Consider the following 17,259-nt stretch of genomic DNA (forward strand, 5'->3'; position numbering starts at 1 on the left):
GGATAGCTGCGTCGTCTCACACACCTTCGAGTGAACCCTCGCCGGATTTCTCGACACGACGCACCACTGCAAGGTGGACAGCAGTGTCCGCGACTCGGTGGATCGAGTCCAACGATTCGACAATGTCATCGCCGTCGGGGGTTTCGATTACCAGCCGCCCTTTGAAAGAGGGCGTATGTGTGCCGTCATTGCAGCGCACTCCTGCGGCCAGCATTCTTCGGGCCTGTGCTCCATCAAGTACCAGGTCCGGTGATGGTTTCACGCCCTGAGCAAGCTCTAGAGCTTTCACGACACCGATGAGAGCGCCGGTCCGATCAAGTACGGCCATACCAATACGAATCCTGCTCAAACCTGCCATGTTTTTATTCCCTGTCATTGAAGCGTTACGCCTTCAACGCTAGAGAAAGGGCATGGCTAGGACCCGAGAGATGGCTGACAGCAGTATGTAAGCCCGCTTCGTATTCGCTGATAGCGCGCTAGAAGCTTGCTCCACGCAATTCAAGGAGAACAAGATCGCAGGGCTGCGATATGGGCGCGATGACGGTTCGACCACTTCAACCTGCAGCCAAAGCCGCGAAATTCTCCGGTTTCAGGCGCTCTGGCGGTCACCGCGAACCGGAGCTGAAAGTGAAATCAGCTCCGAATTCGCCAAGCCGGCCTGCTGCTGATCGACGTTGGAGACTGCAGGATGAAGAGAAACTATGACGTTTTCCAACGCGGCGCGAAGGTTCTGATTAGCCAGCCCGGTGGACCGATCGAATTCTTCCTCTTCTGCCTCCAGAGTCGACAGGAGTTGCCGGCCGATAGCAGTGAGCTCGACCAGGAGGACACGGCGGTCCTCTTGGTCACGCACCCGGTGCACAAAGCCTCGCAGCTCCAGCCGCTCCACGGTCTTGCCCACAGTCTGCGGCTGAATATGCAGCACGGCGGCCAGGCGGGCCTGGGCAACCGCCGATCGATCGGAGAGGACCCGCAACAGAGTCAGGCCGGAGTGGGTGATCCCATGGGCTTTCAGCCGCTCGTTCTCGTAGCGTTCGTTCATCCGGGCTGCCGTATTGAGCAGCCGACCGATCGACCATGAGTTGATTTCCACTGGTTCCCAACTTCCCTTTGTGCCAGCCCGGTCACCTCACTCGCGGGCTGTTGATAGGTAAGCCTACTGATGGTGGCCCTATTTCACCTGAGTATTATGCCGTGGTTTTACACAAGAAACGCTCAACCCTGGACAAGCCGGATCAGGGGAGCGTCCTGTTCGTCCAGTTCAGCATCGCGGCGGTCAAGTTCATCCGTAAGTTCTTCCTTGCGGATTTCCGTCTCGAACGACGGCGTGCCGTCCCGAACGTATTCAAGGTCAAGCTCGCGGTGCACCTTGCTGTTGAGGATCTCCACCTCAGTGAGCGCGAGCTCACTGAGGTCTTCGGGGAATGGGTCAGAGGGGCCGAGTTTGGAACTCAAAGTAATCGCCTATCGATCAGCACTTTCGGGCCTGCTTCTGGACCCCAGCCCGAGATGTGAAATCTCGTGGCAGTCAGAATCATAACCGTCCCGCAATCCTGATGCGTTTCACGTGGATTAAGAGTGCGTAGCACTACTCAGCATCCGGCGGCTTTCGCTGCGAGACAGTAACAGTCCGCGCCCGTCCAAACCCATTTCACCTGACCCGACTCGCGCCGTGAGCCCACGAAGCTCGCGCCCGGGATCAACGGTTGAGAATTTCTTCCTGGACGAGGCGGGCCAGGTCCTTGAGGAACTGCCCGTCTTCGACGGAAAAGTCGCGTGGTTTCTGATCGATGACGCACAGTGTGCCCACGGTCCATCCACCGGGTCCCCGTAAGGGGTAACCGGCATAGAAGCGGATGAATGGCTCGCCCAGCACGAGTGGGTTCTGCCGGAACCGTTCGTCCTCAAGTGCATCATTGATGATGAGCGGGCCGGCGTTCCGGACCGTCGTGTCGCAGAAAGTGATCTCCCGCGGCAGATTCTGCTCAATCGGCCCAAGCACTGATTTGAGAAACAAGCGCCGGTCATCGAGCAAAGCGATGATTGACGAGCTGACCTGGAAGTGCTCCTTTGCCTGTTGCGTGTACCGATCAAACCGGGCCTCGGGGAAGGAGTCCAGTAAGCGGGTCCGGTCCAATGCGGCCAAGCGTTCATTCTCCTGTTCGACGGCGCTGAACAGGAATGCCCCTGCCGCACCGAGTCCCCGTCGCGGGTCCCTGTCAGGGGGGTCGGCGTCGCTCTCGGAATGAACCGGTACACGGGTCTGCACCGTTGTCAGCTCAAGCAGTTCATTGGCGGCTTCGGCCAGAAGATTTCGTTCCAGAGACGGCAATGACAGTTGGCCCGTCAGGTAGCACTGCACCTCGAACGCTGAGATGCCGCCTCCAAGTCCGTAGTAACGGATCCACAGATCCTCAACACTCAACTCCGCCTCAGACAAAGCCGTGGACGTCATGTCAATCTGCACTTGCTCGTTCAACGTACCTCCAGGGCAATCCAACTAGCGATCCCAGCAGCAGCCGAGCGGTAGGAAGCAGGAGGCTGGGATGATAAGCGTGCTGATCATCCCAGCCTAGACGCTTTTCGTCAGGTGAGGGGAATGACCTCGTAGGTATGGCCTGCCGCGCGAAGCCGCTCAACCAGGACGTCGCCGAGGGCGGTCGCCGGGGTCAGCGATCCTGCCGCGGGCGGCAGGCGGTCGCCGTCGAGGGCAAGCGAGAGCGCTGCCTCTCCGGCCATGACGGCGGTGGCGGCGTATCCCGGGTCCCCGGATCCGGCTGCGACGGCCCGGTACCGCCGGCCGCTCTGGGTGGAAGCAGTCACCTGGGAACGGAACCAGCCAGATCGCCGCGCGGCCTCGCTCGGGCCCGCCCCGGGCGAGGGAAGGACGCGGTCCAGTAATTTCCTCGTGAGCGGTAGGGCCAGTGCGGTGCCGAACACCCGCAGGCCGAGCGCCGTCGCTCCGGCAAGAACGGCCCCGGCGGGCCCGCGCTGCATACCCATCACCTCGCCATATCGCAGGGACTGTCCGTAGGCCCAACCCTGCAGGGCATTGCTGCGACGAACGATCCGCGTGTTCACTGACGCCATGAGAAAGGGAGCGGTCCACAGGCCGCCCTCCGTGCGGCCGACCCATCCCAGGTCCGCCGGTTGCCGGGTGGAGGGCTCCGCCGTCCGGTCCGGACTGAGGGAATAGGGATCACCCGCGAGGAAACGCAGCACAGGATCCGACCGCATGCCGTCGAGCTGCCCGCGCATCGACTCGATGGTGCCGCCGCTGAAGCCACCCTTCGCCCTGGCGACGAGCTGCACTTCGATCAGTCCGCCCGCGCCGTCAGTCTCCGCGGCGTGGTGCAGGAGGAGCACTGCGAGGTCCGACGGGACGGAGTCGTAGCCGCACGCATGGACGATCCGTGCGCCGGTAGTCCTTGCCAGAGTGTCGCAGCGGTCGATGGCTTCGCGAATGAAGGACACCTCGCCCGTCAGGTCACCGTAGTGGGTGCCGGCGCGGGCACATGCCTCGACGACGGGCAGCCCATACTTTGCGTAGGGACCGACCGTGGTGAAGAGAACCCTGGTGCCCGCGGCCAGCGCAGCGAGCGAGTCAGGGTTCTCCGAGTCAGCCTCGATGAGAGCCCAATCGTGTGCGGTGACGGGCAGCCTGGACCGTACGGTCTCCAGCTTTCCTCTCGACCTTCCGGCGAGTCCCACGCGCAGGTCCGGCGGAGCGTGGTCCGCAAGATATCCGGCGATCAGTTCACCGACGAAACCAGTCGCACCGAAAAGGACGAGGTCGTGGTCGCGCGTTGGTGCCTCCATGCCAGCAGTCTTCCATGGCAGCGTCTTCGCGACATATGTGGGCGGATTCCTGGAGCTGATGCAACCACTCCTGGCCTTACGAAGGTGCAGGGCCGTCGTCGTTCTGGGGTTTGCGCCCGCCCAATCGCTGAGCGAGTCCGATCGCGTTGAACGGGGCGTGGACCTTCACATCGTTGTCGAAATACAGGTAGACGTCGCGACCGCGCCCGTCCGGGCAGGCACGTCCGGACAGCCAGCCCTCACTGAGCGCCGCCCACTCGTCCAGCTCTGTCTCCGTGTAACCGCTGGTGTAGAGCTCGGTGCTGCCGTGCAGCCGGACATAGACGACGTCGCCGGTCACCTCCCGGAACTGCGGCCACTTCTCTGCCGAGTCCGCCACCACCAGCCCGACGCCGTGACGACGCAGAATCTCATAACTTTGCTCGGCGCCGAAACTCTCATGCCTAGGCTCAAGCACATGGTGAATGGGCCGGTCCGCGTCAGTTGTGACCCAGTCCCGGTCCTTGAGCCGCTCATCGTGGCCGCGGGCGAGGGAGGCGGCCGCCGTCGTCGTTCTGGGTAGTTGAGAGAAGAAGGTATCCAGGAGTTCCGGATCGAAGCGGCGGGTAGCTGGCAGCTGCCAGAGAACGGGCCCGAGTTTCTCGCCAAGGGCAAGCACTCCGGAGGCGAAGAAGTTGGCCAGCGCGGTCTCGGCATTCCGTAGTCCGAGCATGTGCGTGATGTAGCGCGGGCCCTTGACGGAGAACCGGAAGTCACCCGGCACGGTGTCCCGCCAGCGGAGGAAGCTGTCGCGATGCTGGAGCGAGTAGAAGGTCCCGTTGATCTCGATGGTGTCGAGCTGGGACGCGGCGTACTCAAGTTCGAGGCGCTGCGGAAGGCCGGCCGGGTAGAAGGACTTGCGCCAGGGTGCGTACCGCCAACCGGAGATGCCGCAGCGGGCTCGGGCCTGGGAATCCGACATGGGCGAACGCTACCCCGCGCGGCGCTTCCGGCACCAGTGGCGCCGGACAGTTGGCTGAGGCAATTGTCCTTGTTGGGGCAGTTGTGTCGGGCGTAAAATGCAGTCCTCAGTTCACTGTTGGGGGCCGACGTGAAAGGAGTCGGAGACACCCGTTCCCTCACGTCCGTCGCGACCAGCGTGGCACCCCAGAGAAGCTGAACATCATGGATTCCGCCCTACCCCGCGTTTCCCTGCGAACCTCCTATTCACCTCCGCGCATTGCACTCTTTGCCGTCGGCGCCACGGCAGCCTGGATTTTGTCCGTGACGATCGGCGCTTTGCTCGAGGTTGATCCGGGGGTCGCGAAGGTTGCCCTCATTGTGCATACCATCTCCCTGGTCGCGGCATTCGGTGCTGTCCTGCTGGTCGACTGGGTGGGGTTCCTCTGGCTGATCTCGCGGCGGAAACTGGTCGAGACCAGCCGGATAGAGTCTGCGGCTATGCCCATCATCTGGGGTGGGCTCGCAGGCTTGCTGGTCACCGGCGCCCTGATCAACCCGGCCATGGAAAATCCCCTGACCATCATCAAGGTCTGCGCGGTGCTGGTGCTGATGCTCAACGGGATCCTCCTCATACCGTGCATGCGACGGCTGAACTCCATGCCGGCAGGGACCCGGTTTGGCGACGTCCCCGCCGGGATGCGGGTTCACCTGCTGATCTGCCTCGCAATTTCGCAAACCTGCTGGTGGACGGCGATGGTTGTCGGGTTCATCAACAGCTCAGACCTTCTCTAGCGTCTCCTTTTGTGTTGTCCGCTAAACTTGGGTGGTAAGAGCCCCGGACTTCTTACAAGTCTTGGGGCATTCTCATGCACGGCGGCACCTTTTCGCGCGGCACGCGGCGCGTACTTGTTGCCGCCAAACAATGGGGGAGGATCCCATGCCAGCAATCGTGATCGTCGGAGCCCAGTGGGGCGATGAAGGCAAAGGCAAGGCCACAGACCTGCTCGGCGGGCGTGTGGACTACGTCGTGAAGCCAAACGGCGGCAACAACGCCGGGCACACCGTCGTCGTCGGCGGAGAGAAGTACGAGCTCAAGCTCCTTCCCGCCGGCATTCTCAGCCCCAACGCCATTCCGATCATCGGCAACGGCTGCGTCATCAACCTCGAGGCTCTGTTCCAGGAGATCGAAGGGCTGGAGGCACGCGGCGCTGACACCTCGAAGCTGCGCGTTTCCGCCAACGCACACCTCGTTGCTCCCTACCACCAGGTCCTCGACAAGGTCACGGAACGCTTCCTCGGCAAGCGCGCCATCGGAACCACCGGTCGCGGCATCGGACCGGCCTACATGGACAAGGTCGCGCGCCTTGGCATCCGCGTACAGGACGTCTTCGACGAGTCGATCCTTCGCCAGAAGGTTGAGGGATCGCTCAAGCAGAAAAACGAACTCCTGCTCAAGGTGTACAACCGGCGGGACGTCGAGGTCGAGGAAATCGTCCAGTACTTCGTGTCCTTCGCCGACCGGCTGCGCCCGCTGGTCATCGATTCCACGTACGTGCTCAACGAAGCGCTCGACGCCGGCAAGGTGGTCCTCATGGAGGGCGGCCAGGCCACGTTCCTCGACGTGGACCACGGCACCTACCCGTTCGTGACGTCATCCAACCCGACCGCGGGTGGAGCGTCGGTGGGCTCCGGCATCGGGCCCACCCGGATCAGCCGCGCCGTCGGCATCATCAAGGCCTACACCACCCGGGTAGGCGCGGGGCCGTTTCCCACCGAACTGTTCGATGACATGGGCATCTACCTGCAGAAGACCGGCGGTGAGTTCGGCGTGAACACCGGCCGGCCGCGCCGCTGCGGCTGGTATGACGCCGTGCTGGCCCGCCACGCTGCGCGGGTCAACGGCTTCACCGACTACTTCGTGACCAAGCTCGATGTCCTCACCGGGATCGAGCAGATTCCGGTGTGCGTGGCCTACGACGTGGACGGCGTCCGCCACGATGAAATGCCCATGACGCAGACCGAGTTCCACCACGCCAAGCCGATCTTCGAGTACTTTGCCGGCTGGACCGAGGACATTACCGGCGCACGCACCATTGAGGACCTGCCGGAGAACGCCCAGGCCTACGTGCGGGCGCTCGAGAAGATGTCCGGTGCCCGGTTCTCCGCGATCGGCGTTGGCCCGGACCGCGACCAGACGATCGTGATCAATGATCTGATCGGCGGTTAGCTTTTCTCATAAGAACGGCCAGATTCCCGTTGCGGGGACCTGGCCGTTCTTATTGTCCGGGTTGGCTCAGAGATTATTGACGACGTCGGCCTCTTCACGCAGCTTCTCTACCAGTGCAAGCGCGACTTCCGACGTTTTCTGCTGCTTGGCCTGCTGCTCAAGCTGCGACTTCACTTCCTCATACGGCGGGATTTCTCCGCCCTGCGCGGCCGCGGCTCCCGAGGCCTTGGCCTCTTCGTACAGAGCCTTCAATTCCTCCTCGGTCGGCGCGGCGTCCGCGCCTTCCTCTGCGAGCAGCGCATCGATTCGGACCTGCTGCCTGATTTGCTCGATGGCTTCCTCCTTGGGAATGCCCTGCTTCTCTTCAAGCGCCGCGAACAGCTCGTCAGCGGACGTGAACTGGTTCGATGCAACCAGCTCATCAGTTGTCGCTGTGATGGCTTCCTCGCTGGCTTCGATCCCACGGGCGTCAGCCTCCTGGATGAGAAGCTTGTTGCCGATGAGGTTGTCGAGTGTCTGCGTCTTCAGCTGTTCCTGGTCGACTTCCTGCCCGGTTACCTGGGACTGCATGGACATTTGCGTGAAGGCGCCCTCATAGGAAGTGGTGAATTCTTCCTTGGTGACCTCGATGCCATTGACGGTTGCGACGACGTCCGGGACCCCTTCAAGATCGGGGGTAGGGGCTTCAGCCGGTGTGCTTGCTGCACTTTCACTCGGTGCAGGCTCTGCCTCGGTGTTACCGGCGCAGCCAGTTGCGAAGGCGAGCGAGCCCGCCAGGACAACGCTCAAGAGCAACTTCTTCTTCACGGACTCTCCTCATGTTGATGACCGACGTAAAACTGTAGCAATCGGGAATGTGTGTCGGCTCGGCGTCGGCTGGACGGACGCTGGACGGTAGGATGCGCAAGATGCCGAACTTCAGCGCCGACCTGCACCTGACCAGCCTCCCGCAGCTGCTGCTTGATGTTGATGCCATTGATGCCAACATTGAGCTCAAGGAGCAGTGGGCGGTGGAACACTCCATGGTGCTGGCTCCGCATATCAAAACAACGATGACCCGCGAAATAGTCCAGCGTCAGCTTCCGGGTTCGTGGGGAGTAACAGTCGCGACGACGGCGCAGGCAGCCCATGCCGTGGGCTGGGGTGCCCGGCGGATCCTGATTGCCAACGAAGTGGTGTTTCCTCCGCTGGTCCGCGAACTGCGCCGGCTGCTGGAGATCAATCCGTCCGTCGAGGTGTACTGCCTGGCTGACTCTTCGGCTGCCGTCTCAGCACTCGCGCGCGGATTCGAGGACACTGACCGGCAGCTGTTCGTGCTGCTTGACGTCGGTATTCCGGGCGGGCGCACCGGCATCCGACATCCTGCGGAGGCTCCCCGTCTCGCCGCAGCGGTGAAGGATGCCCGCGGTCTCCGCCTCGCGGGCATCAGCGCCTACGAGGGGATTGCGCCGAATGTAAGGACCCCCGAGAACCTGGCGGTGATCGACGCGCACTGCCGGACGGCGATGGAAGTCTTCGATGCGCTGCGGAGCCAGTTCGAGGTCGAGCGGCCACTCTTCTCGGTCGGCGGGTCGGCCTTTCAGGACCGTGCTGCACAATTCCTTCCGGAAGGAGCATTGAGCGTGCTCCGTTCCGGCTGCTACGTCATTCACGACCACGGCACCTACGCGGATGTTTCCCCGTTGCCGGACCTGCGGGCCGCAGCGGTGGTGCGCGCCGTCGTGCTTTCCGTGCCGGAAGAGGGGCGGGCAATCGTGGGTGCGGGGAAGCGGGAGCTGGCATACGACGCCGGCCTGCCCACCCTCGTGGCACACCACCGGGACGGTGAGGCGCTGCCTGAGCCGACGGGCGTCGTCGTTCGGTTGTTTGACCACCATGCGGTGGTGGATAGCGCCGGGTCCCTTCAGGTGGGCGACACCGTTGATCTCGGCATTTCCCACCCCTGCTCCGTCTTTGACCGGTGGCGAACGGCGCTTGCAGTGCACGGCAACTCAACGGAGCTGTGGCACCCGCAGTTCTGAGGGCTACCAGCCCCAGGTGCCCGGCGCGCCCTTGAAGGGACCCACCACCTTCGAGGTGATCCAGCCGCCGTAGAAGTCGCCGGGCTGAGCCTGGACCACCTCATTGTCAACGAGGCAACGGTCCATCCGGCCCGGATACACGGCAATGGTTCCGGTCAGCTGCTCAAAGCCGGCCGTGGGTTCAAGGTACGTCCAGGCGGACCGTTCCGCGCGTGCTGAGCCGGCAACGACGTCGTAATAGGTAGCCGCTCCCTTGAATTCACACCAGGTGGTTCCATCCACCCGGTGCAGGGTGCCCGGAGCGAAATCCGCCTGCGGCACATAAAAGACGGGCGGATGGCTCGTTTCCAGGACGCGCATGGCGCGCTGAGTCCGCGCGATCTCCTGACCGCCGAATTCGAGAACGACGACGCCCGGATAGTTTTCGACGCGGGGCGGGCGCGGGTAGTCCCACACCGACTCCTGGCCCGGCCCCGGCTTCTCTCTGCTGATACCCATGGGGCCACGCTACTCTTCGGTACCCTTGAAACAGCCCCACTTCCTATCCGAGAGGTCCGCGATGAAGATCAGTGTTGGACAATTCAGGCCGGGCGGGGACGTCTCCGCAAATGTCGCGACCATGCGGGAGCTCGCCGGCCAGGCGGTGGAGGACGGGTCGGAGCTGATCGTCTTCCCCGAGGAATCCATGTTCTCGATCGGGAAAGTTGAGGGTGCGCTCGCTGCTGCTGTGGACGCAGGCTGGTCCGTCTTCGTGCAGCAGCTCTCTTTCCTGGCGGCGGAACTGAAGATCGCCGTCGTCGCCGGCGGGTATGAGTCCAGCGGCGAAGAACGCCCGTACAACACGCTGGTGCTCATCGAGGACACCGGGCGGATTGTGGACACCTACCGCAAACTGCACCTCTATGACGCCTTCAGCTACTCCGAGTCGCAGCGCATCAAACCGGGCGACGGCGGAATCACCGTGGTCCCGGTCGGTAGCCTCAATGTGGGGCTGATGACCTGCTACGACCTCCGTTTCCCGGAGCAGGCGAGGGCGCTCGCAGACCGTGGTGCCGACGTCGTGCTGGTGCCTGCTGCGTGGTTCAAGGGGGACCACAAAATCGAGCACTGGGAGACGCTGCTGCGCGCGCGGGCCATCGAGAATACGGTGTGGATCGCGGCGGCGGGGACGTCGTCCTCACACACGATCGGGCACTCGGCCATCCTCGATCCGATGGGCGTTCCGCAGGTTTTCCTGAACGACGAGGAGCAGGGTGTGGTGACGGCCGAGGTGACCCGGAAGCGCATCGAAGAAGTGCGTGAATTCCTGCCCGTGCTGCGGAACCGCCGGTTCGCGCGGAATGAGGAGATCGTCGAGGGTCACTAACTTGTAGGACAAGTTATGTAGTTGTACGATAAGTCATCCGATCCGCTCTTTAGAAGGCTTCCGCGATGACTTACACGCCCGATGCGATCCGCCACGTTCAACTCTCCACCGTCACGCTGCCGCTGGCCACACCGATCTCCGACGCCAAGGTTTTCACCGGCAGGCAGAAGCCCATGACCGAAGTGGTCTTCCTCCTCGCGGAGATCCTCACGGAGCAGGGGGTGTCCGGGCTCGGCTTCTCCTACTCGAAGCGGGCAGGCGGCCCGGCGCAGTATGCACACGCGAGGGAAGTCGCCGAGATTCTGATCGGTGAGGATCCCAACGACATCGCCAAGCTGTATAACAAGTTGCTCTGGGCAGGCGCCTCGGTGGGCCGCTCCGGTGTTGCCACCCAGGCGCTCGCTGCACTGGACATCGCGCTGTATGACCTGAAGGCGAAGCGCGCCGGACTCCCGCTGGCCAAGCTGCTCGGCTCCTACCGGGACTCGGTGCGCACCTACAACACCTCCGGAGGCTTCCTCAACGCGTCGATTGACGAGGTGAAGGAGCGTGCCTCGCAGTCACTCGCCGAGGGTATCGGCGGCATCAAAATCAAGGTTGGTCTGCCGGATTCCGCGGAGGATCTGCGCCGCGTCGCGGCGGTTCGCGAGCACATCGGCCCGGACGTGCCGCTCATGGTGGACGCGAATCAGCAGTGGGACCGAGCCACCGCCCTGCGCATGGGGCGCAAGCTTGAGCAGTTTGATCTGGTCTGGATTGAAGAACCCCTGGACGCGTACGACGCCGAGGGGCACGCCGCGCTGGCACTGGCACTTGATACCCCCATCGCCACGGGCGAGATGCTCGCCTCCGTCGCTGAGCATGAGCGGCTGATTGCCACCCGCGCCTGCGACATCATCCAGCCTGACGCCCCGCGCGTCGGCGGCATTACCCAGTTCCTCAGGCTCGCCACCCTGGCGGACCAGGCGGGGCTGGACCTTGCGCCGCATTTCGCCATGGAAATTCACCTGCATCTCGCCGCTGCGTATCCGCGCGAGCCGTGGGTTGAGCACTTCGACTGGCTGGACCCGCTGTTCAACGAACGGCTTGAGACCCGTGAAGGCCGCATGATCGTCCCCGACCGCCCGGGACTGGGCGTGACCTTCAGCGACCAGGCGCGGGTGTGGACCACGGACAGCGTCGAGTTCGGCCGGCGCTGATCAGGCTGGCTGTGGCAGGCAGCGGCCCTGGCCGTGTCAGCCGTAACGTCGTGTCAGCATTAAGCGCATGAAGCAAACGCTGGCAGTCTCGCTCGTCGACAGCCTCCGCCGTCGGATTGTGGATGGCACCATCCCTTCCGGCGAGAAGCTGCCGAGCGAAAGCGCGCTCATCGGCGAGTTCGGCGTCAGCCGCACAGTGGTGCGGGAGGCGGTATCGCGTCTCCAGGCCGAGGGGCTTGTGTACACGCGGCGGGGGAGCGGCAGTTTCGCGCTGACCCCGCCGTCCCCGGACGAAGACTCGACGGGCGGCATGCGGCGGCCCCGGACCCTGGAGGAGCGGCGCGCGCTGCTGTCATTTCGCGCGGGGGTGGAGAGTGAGGCGGCTGCGCTTGCGGCCGGTAACGCCACGCCTGCCATGATTGCCGCGCTCGATAGCGCCCTCGAGGCATTCGACGCAGCCGGCAACCACGCGGCAACGGCGGTCTCCTGCGACTTCGCGTTCCACCGGGCTGTGGCCGAGGCCAGCGGAAACTTCTACTTCGTTGACGCGCTGCTGTCACTGGGGCCCGCCATGATTGCGATGCCGCCGGAGCGTCTTGAACCAGCCGACGACGGCGGCCAGTCAGAGCGGTTGCAGCGCGTCGCCGCAGAGCATCGTGCGGTACGCAACGCGATAGCTGCGGGGGATTCACTGACCGCCGCCGCTGCCATGCGGCTGCACCTGGTCAACTCGCGGTCCCGGCTGGGCCAGGAGTCCGGCTCCTAGCTCGCCGTACGATGGACGCATGACCAAAAACCCAGAAACCATCCGGATGTACGGGGCCGACTGGTGCCGTGACTGCATCCGCACCAAGCGGCAGCTGGATGAACTCGGCATCAGCTACGAGTACATCAACCTCGTTGAAACGCCGGATGCCGCTGAAGAAGCCAAGAGCATCTCCGGCAGGACCAACATTCCGGTAGTGGTGTACCCGGACGGCGCGCACCAGGTCGAACCGACCAACCCTGACGTCGAGGCGAAGCTTCGCGAGCTGAACCTGCTCGGTTAGTCAGTCGCGGCCGTCCGGCTTCACCGCGAGTACCGGGCGGTCCGCCTGCAGGAGGATCCGCTGAGCGTGTGAGCCCATGATGAACTTGCCCACCTGCGTGCGCTGGCGAAGGCCGATCACGATCAGCGAGACGTCGTGTTCGACCGCGAGCTCGAGGATTTCGTCCGCGAGGTCATCCCTGTGGGAGGGGCGAAGAACGCGTGCGGTGATGCCGGCGTCGGCGGCTGATTTTTGCAGCCGCGAAAGGTCTTCGTCACTGGCAACCGACTTGTCCACGCGGGAGCCCTCGCGCACGGAGTTGACGATCAGCAGCTCCTCGCCGCGGAGCTTCGCCTCGGTGATTGCTGCTGCGACGGCCGCTTCGCCGACGGGTGTGGGCACGTAGCCGACCATGATGCTCATGGGTTCTCCTAGAAGTGTGCGATTAGGAATCTGCGTTAACGCGGGTGGTGTCGCGCTGGCGGCGGGCCAGGGCGGACTTGATCATGGGGCCCACTGCTACCAGGACGAAGATCACCAGCAGGGTGGCCGAGATGGGGCGGGTGAGGAAGCCCGAGACGTCGCCTTCGAGTACCAGCAGCGAGCGGCGGAGGTTCGACTCGAGGAGCTCACCGAGCACGAACGCCAGAACCAGCGGCCCGGGCTCGAAGCCGAACTTCTTCATCAGATAGCCGAGCGCCCCGAAGAGCACCACGAGCAGCACATCGAACATTGAATTACGGATGGTGTACGCGCCGAGGATGGTGATCAGCGCCGTGATGGGGGCGAGGATGGCGGCCCGAACCCGCAGGATCTTCACGAACAACCCCACCAGCGGGATGGACAGGATCAGGAGCAGGATGTTCCCGATGTACATGGAGTTCACCACGCCCCAAAACAGCTCCGGGTCTTCGGAGATCAGCTGAGGTCCAGGGGTGATGCCGTGGATCAGCAGCGCGCCGAAGATGATGGCCATCGTTGCGTTGGCCGGGATGCCAAGCGTGAGCAGCGGGATAAAGGAGCTCGTCGCAGCCGCGTTATTGGCGGTCTCCGGTCCGGCTACGCCCTCGACGGCACCTTTGCCGAAGCGGGAGGGGTCCTTGGCCCGCTTCTTCTCCACCGCGTAGGACACCATGGAGGAGATCGTTGCCCCTCCGCCGGGAAGGATGCCGAGGAAGAAGCCCAGGACGGAGCCACGGCCGATAGCGCCGGAGGATTTGCGCAGGTCCGCACGGGAGGGCCACACATTGGCAACCTTCGCCGGTGCGCTGACCGCCCGGTGGCGCTCCTCAAGGTTGTAGAGGATCTCGCCGATTCCGAACAGACCCATCGCAATGGGTACGAAGTCGATGCCGTCGGCGAGGCTCAGGTTACCGAAGGTGAACCGTTCGGCGCCGGTGAAGACGTCGCGGCCGACGGTCGCCAGTAGCAGGCCGACGGCGGCGGCGATGAGTGCCTTGATCTTGGTTCCACCGCTGATGGTTGCAACCAGCAGGATGCCGACAAGCGCCAAGGCCGTGTACTCCGGCGGGCCGAAGTCGAGCGCGAAGCTGGCTACGAGCGGCGCCAGGAAGGTGAGGCCGATAATGGCGACCGTCCCGCCGATGAATGAACCGATGGCCGCGATGCCCAGGGCGGTTCCGGCTTTGCCCTGCTTGGCGAGGACGTAACCGTCAAACACGGTCACCACGGAGCTCGCCTCGCCGGGAAGCCGCAGGAGGACGGAGGTGATGGTTCCGCCGTATTGGGCGCCGTAGAAGATGCCGGCGAGCATGATGATCGCGGTGACGGGGTCAATGCCGTAGGTCAGGGGCAGCAGGATCGCGATGGTTGCTGCGGGGCCGAGGCCCGGCAGTACGCCGATGAGCATGCCGATGACGACGCCCATCAGGCAGTAGAGGAGGTTCTGCGGGTCCAGCACTACGCCGAAGCCGTTCAGAACCGGGTCGAAGAAATCCATGGTGGGTCCTTTGGTCCGTCAGGTCTTAGAACAGGTGGGGGATGGACGTTCCCAGACCCAGGATGAAGATGGCGTAGAAAGCGGCAACAACGAGCACTGAATAGAGAGTGGCTGAACGCCAGGTCTCGCCACCGAGGAACTTCATCCAGACGAAGCACAGCAGTAGCGCCGGAATCTCGAAGCCGATGACCGGCATCAGCCACACCATGGCCAACAGCGTGACGAAGCCGAAGCCTGCCATGCGGGACAGCGGGGAGAATCTTTCGCCGTCCACACCCCCGCGCCGGCCGACAACCAGCTGCGCGAGGGCGAGGACGGCGATGATGAGACTGATAATGAACGGCCACGTCCCGGGGCGTGGCTCGCCCGGTGTGCCCAGGCCGAGACCAACAGCAATGACCATGCCTGCGACGCCGACGCCGGCCGCCACGAGTGAGGCGGCAAGGTTGGCCGTGGAGCCCGACGGCGGTGGAGAATCTGCCGCCCATTCGGCGGCGAGTTCCTCCGGCGTCAGATCTGGAACGCCAGGGACATCGGTGCCTGTGCTTTCGGCTTCGAAGTCGTGATTCCGCTTCATGGTGATGCTCATTTCAGCTGATGGTCTCGGCTGGGACAGGAAACGGGCTCTTACTCGCCGGAAAGCGAGATGTCGTACTCCTCAACCAGTGCCTTGTACTGCTCTGCGAGGGCGTTCCACTCCTCGACAACCTCTTCACCGGTTACTTCCCACGGGGTCAGGATGTTCTGCTGGTTGAACTCCTGGTAGGTCTCGGAGTCACGGACCGACTGCACGGACTCGATGAGTCGCTCTTTCACGTCCTCGGGAAGACCCTTGGGCGCAGCCAGTGCGCGGTACTGCGACACGGGAACCTCATAGCCTTCTTCGATGGCGGTCGGGGTGTCGGGAAGGAACTCGGGGCGCTCTTCAGCGAAGGTAACGATCGGCGTGACGGTGCCGGCTTCAATCTGGGGGAGAGCTTCACCAAGCTGGATTGTGGCGACGTCGACCTGGTCACCCATGACAGCGGTCAGGGCCGGCGAGCCTGAATCGAACGGTACTGCGGTTCCGTCAATCTCGGCCTGGGCGAAAAGAACCGCCTGGGCCAGCTGGGAGCCGGTGCCGACGCCGGTGGTGCCGAAGTTCAGTTCTTCGGTGCTTTCCTGAATATCTGCGAGGGTCTCAAACCCGGACTCCGGGCTGGCTACCAATACGTAATCGTCCTGGGAAAGACCCGCGATGACGTCCAGATTGTCCAGATTCACTGCCTCGTCCTCGCCGACAGCGAGCGGCGTGATGGTGATGAGGGAGGCGTTGAGGAGGATGAGATTCTGTCCATCCGCCTCCATGGCGGCAACTTCCTTGGTGGCCAGCGCGCCGTTGGCTCCAGCCTTATTAACCACGGGCACGGCAACGCCGAGGTCTTCCGCCATCCCCTCGGCAACGGCGCGTGCGATGCGATCGGTCGAACCACCGGCATCCTGGCCAACAGTGATCGTTACGGGGCCGCTGGGGAACGCTTCGCCGGATTCAGCGCTGCCCCCGGCCACGTTACCGCCGCAGGCTGACAGGGCGAGAACACCGGCAGCGGCAGTGGTTGTGATCAGGGTGCGGCGGGTAGATGATGCTTTCACGTGTTGGTACTCCTCATTCAGGAACGGCGTTGTTCGGCTACAGGCCTGGAGCAAAGGTGTGATGGCACTCACGGCTCGGCCCTGAGAAGACTGTACGGAGCGGTTATGATGCATGTCCAAGCCAACATATGCATGAAGTGATACCCGGAAGGCATCATGTTCACTCTTGATCAGGCACACAGTTTTGTCATCGTCGCCGAAGAGCTGCACTTCGGCCGGGCAGCCGAACGGCTCAATATGACCCAGCCCCCGCTGAGCCGCCAGATCCAGAAACTGGAGCGCAGTGTCGGCGTCGAGCTGCTGTTGCGCGACAACCGGAAAGTGTCGCTCACTGCTGCCGGCCGCGCCTTCCTGGTGGAAGCCAGGAAGCTCGTCGTCGCCGCCGAGAGGGCACCGCGGACGGCGCAGCGCATTGCGGCAGGCAAGTCCGGTCAACTGCGGGTCGGGTTCACCGCCGCTTCCGGTTTCAGCCTCCTTGGGCCGCTGCTGACGGAGATCGCAACGGAACTGCCCGACGTCGATGTGGAGCTTCAGGAGCTCGTCACCGGTGAGCAGCTGGCAGCGCTCATCGACGGCGACCTGGACCTTGGCCTCGCCCGGCCGGCTTTCGACGCTGATCTCTTCGAGTCGCATCTGATGTTCACCGAGGATCTTCTGCTGGCAGTCCCATCGGGGCACGAGCTTGACCAGCTGAACCGCTTGTTGACGGTGGCGGACCTCAAGGGCGTCCCGCTGATCATGCATTCGCCGACCAAGGCCCGGTACTTCTACGACCTGGTGGTCCGCACCATTCCGGTGGAGCACGGCAATGTAGTTCATACGGTGAGCCAGGTCCTCACGATGGTGGCGCTGGTTGCTGCCGGGCGGGGAGTGGCCTTCGTTCCGGAGTCGACAAGCCTCTTGGGGGTAGAGGGTGTCTCCTACCTGCGCCTGGCGGATATTGAACCGGACGCCGTCGAGCTTTATGCCATTTGGAGCAGGGAGCTGCGTAACCCGGCCCTCGGCAGGCTCCTTGAGGTCATCCGGACCAAGGACCTGTAGGTCCTTTTGATACCCGCAGGGCAT

General features: G+C 63.5%; 20 protein-coding genes. 8 read left to right on the forward strand and 12 right to left on the reverse strand.

Annotated features, from left to right (window positions below; genetic code table 11):
* Positions 1 to 16: 16 nt before the first annotated feature.
* The 6 genes from ACZ2GY_RS01230 to ACZ2GY_RS01255 form a co-directional block, all read right to left on the reverse strand.
* The gene (locus ACZ2GY_RS01230; protein WP_471672738.1) at positions 17 to 328 is read right to left on the reverse strand and encodes a hypothetical protein; all 312 of its coding nucleotides are present in this window, start codon (positions 326 to 328) and stop codon (positions 17 to 19) included.
* Between the two features lie 261 nt (positions 329 to 589).
* Positions 590 to 1,093, reverse strand: a complete 504-nt coding sequence (locus tag ACZ2GY_RS01235; protein WP_471672740.1) for a MarR family winged helix-turn-helix transcriptional regulator — start codon at positions 1,091 to 1,093, stop codon at positions 590 to 592.
* 122 nt (positions 1,094 to 1,215) lie between these two features.
* The gene (locus tag ACZ2GY_RS01240; protein ID WP_277359932.1) at positions 1,216 to 1,455 is read right to left on the reverse strand and encodes a hypothetical protein; all 240 of its coding nucleotides are present in this window, start codon (positions 1,453 to 1,455) and stop codon (positions 1,216 to 1,218) included.
* A gap of 244 nt (positions 1,456 to 1,699) precedes the next feature.
* The gene (locus tag ACZ2GY_RS01245; RefSeq protein WP_471672743.1) at positions 1,700 to 2,455 is read right to left on the reverse strand and encodes a GAF domain-containing protein; all 756 of its coding nucleotides are present in this window, start codon (positions 2,453 to 2,455) and stop codon (positions 1,700 to 1,702) included.
* 131 nt (positions 2,456 to 2,586) lie between these two features.
* Entirely contained in the window at positions 2,587 to 3,819 is a 1,233-nt protein-coding gene (locus ACZ2GY_RS01250; protein WP_346027882.1) for a saccharopine dehydrogenase family protein, read from the reverse strand.
* Between the two features lie 76 nt (positions 3,820 to 3,895).
* Positions 3,896 to 4,780: a DUF72 domain-containing protein gene (locus ACZ2GY_RS01255; RefSeq protein WP_471672745.1), complete on the reverse strand. Its 885-nt coding sequence runs from the start codon at positions 4,778 to 4,780 to the stop codon at positions 3,896 to 3,898.
* Positions 4,781 to 4,983: 203 nt separating this feature from the next.
* Here ACZ2GY_RS01255 and ACZ2GY_RS01260 point away from each other — a divergent pair, with 203 nt between their 5' ends.
* On the forward strand, positions 4,984 to 5,553 hold the full coding sequence (locus ACZ2GY_RS01260) for a hypothetical protein (protein ID WP_471672747.1): 570 nt from the start codon (positions 4,984 to 4,986) through the stop codon (positions 5,551 to 5,553).
* A 145-nt stretch (positions 5,554 to 5,698) separates the two neighbouring features.
* The gene (locus tag ACZ2GY_RS01265; protein WP_471672748.1) at positions 5,699 to 6,988 is read left to right on the forward strand and encodes an adenylosuccinate synthase; all 1,290 of its coding nucleotides are present in this window, start codon (positions 5,699 to 5,701) and stop codon (positions 6,986 to 6,988) included.
* Between the two features lie 66 nt (positions 6,989 to 7,054).
* Here the strand turns inward: ACZ2GY_RS01265 and ACZ2GY_RS01270 are convergent, their stop codons facing one another.
* Positions 7,055 to 7,795 (reverse strand): SurA N-terminal domain-containing protein, encoded by a 741-nt coding sequence (locus ACZ2GY_RS01270; RefSeq protein WP_471672749.1) that lies wholly within the window; start codon positions 7,793 to 7,795, stop codon positions 7,055 to 7,057.
* Positions 7,796 to 7,896: 101 nt separating this feature from the next.
* Here ACZ2GY_RS01270 and ACZ2GY_RS01275 point away from each other — a divergent pair, with 101 nt between their 5' ends.
* Positions 7,897 to 9,009, forward strand: a complete 1,113-nt coding sequence (locus ACZ2GY_RS01275) for an alanine racemase (protein WP_471672750.1) — start codon at positions 7,897 to 7,899, stop codon at positions 9,007 to 9,009.
* A 3-nt stretch (positions 9,010 to 9,012) separates the two neighbouring features.
* On the opposite strand, the gene ACZ2GY_RS01280 is transcribed toward ACZ2GY_RS01275, so the two are convergent.
* Positions 9,013 to 9,507, reverse strand: a complete 495-nt coding sequence (locus ACZ2GY_RS01280) for a DUF427 domain-containing protein (RefSeq protein ID WP_277359770.1) — start codon at positions 9,505 to 9,507, stop codon at positions 9,013 to 9,015.
* A gap of 61 nt (positions 9,508 to 9,568) precedes the next feature.
* Between ACZ2GY_RS01280 and ACZ2GY_RS01285 the strand changes: the two genes are divergently transcribed.
* The 4 genes from ACZ2GY_RS01285 to ACZ2GY_RS01300 all read left to right on the forward strand — a co-directional run bounded on the left by ACZ2GY_RS01285 (position 9,569) and on the right by ACZ2GY_RS01300 (position 12,623).
* Positions 9,569 to 10,375: a carbon-nitrogen hydrolase family protein gene (locus ACZ2GY_RS01285; RefSeq protein WP_277359769.1), complete on the forward strand. Its 807-nt coding sequence runs from the start codon at positions 9,569 to 9,571 to the stop codon at positions 10,373 to 10,375.
* A gap of 65 nt (positions 10,376 to 10,440) precedes the next feature.
* Positions 10,441 to 11,574: an L-talarate/galactarate dehydratase gene (locus ACZ2GY_RS01290; RefSeq protein ID WP_277359768.1), complete on the forward strand. Its 1,134-nt coding sequence runs from the start codon at positions 10,441 to 10,443 to the stop codon at positions 11,572 to 11,574.
* A 67-nt stretch (positions 11,575 to 11,641) separates the two neighbouring features.
* Positions 11,642 to 12,340 (forward strand): FadR/GntR family transcriptional regulator, encoded by a 699-nt coding sequence (locus ACZ2GY_RS01295; RefSeq protein WP_471672752.1) that lies wholly within the window; start codon positions 11,642 to 11,644, stop codon positions 12,338 to 12,340.
* 19 nt (positions 12,341 to 12,359) lie between these two features.
* Positions 12,360 to 12,623: a glutaredoxin family protein gene (locus ACZ2GY_RS01300; protein ID WP_277359321.1), complete on the forward strand. Its 264-nt coding sequence runs from the start codon at positions 12,360 to 12,362 to the stop codon at positions 12,621 to 12,623.
* On the opposite strand, the gene ACZ2GY_RS01305 is transcribed toward ACZ2GY_RS01300, so the two are convergent.
* Genes ACZ2GY_RS01305 through ACZ2GY_RS01320 form a run of 4 tightly spaced genes read right to left on the reverse strand, consistent with a single transcriptional unit; the run spans position 12,624 to position 16,194 of the window.
* On the reverse strand, positions 12,624 to 13,025 hold the full coding sequence (locus ACZ2GY_RS01305) for a universal stress protein (protein ID WP_056545999.1): 402 nt from the start codon (positions 13,023 to 13,025) through the stop codon (positions 12,624 to 12,626).
* A 22-nt stretch (positions 13,026 to 13,047) separates the two neighbouring features.
* Positions 13,048 to 14,562, reverse strand: coding sequence for a tripartite tricarboxylate transporter permease (locus tag ACZ2GY_RS01310; RefSeq protein WP_277359322.1), 1,515 nt, complete (start codon positions 14,560 to 14,562; stop codon positions 13,048 to 13,050).
* Positions 14,563 to 14,587: 25 nt separating this feature from the next.
* On the reverse strand, positions 14,588 to 15,151 hold the full coding sequence (locus ACZ2GY_RS01315; RefSeq protein ID WP_277359323.1) for a tripartite tricarboxylate transporter TctB family protein: 564 nt from the start codon (positions 15,149 to 15,151) through the stop codon (positions 14,588 to 14,590).
* Positions 15,152 to 15,189: 38 nt separating this feature from the next.
* Positions 15,190 to 16,194 (reverse strand): Bug family tripartite tricarboxylate transporter substrate binding protein, encoded by a 1,005-nt coding sequence (locus ACZ2GY_RS01320; protein ID WP_056546004.1) that lies wholly within the window; start codon positions 16,192 to 16,194, stop codon positions 15,190 to 15,192.
* Between the two features lie 156 nt (positions 16,195 to 16,350).
* Between ACZ2GY_RS01320 and ACZ2GY_RS01325 the strand changes: the two genes are divergently transcribed.
* Positions 16,351 to 17,235 (forward strand): LysR family transcriptional regulator, encoded by an 885-nt coding sequence (locus ACZ2GY_RS01325; protein ID WP_056546006.1) that lies wholly within the window; start codon positions 16,351 to 16,353, stop codon positions 17,233 to 17,235.
* The last annotated feature ends 24 nt before the right edge of the window (positions 17,236 to 17,259 follow it).

This window comes from Arthrobacter sp. KKT183 (assembly GCF_055657625.1).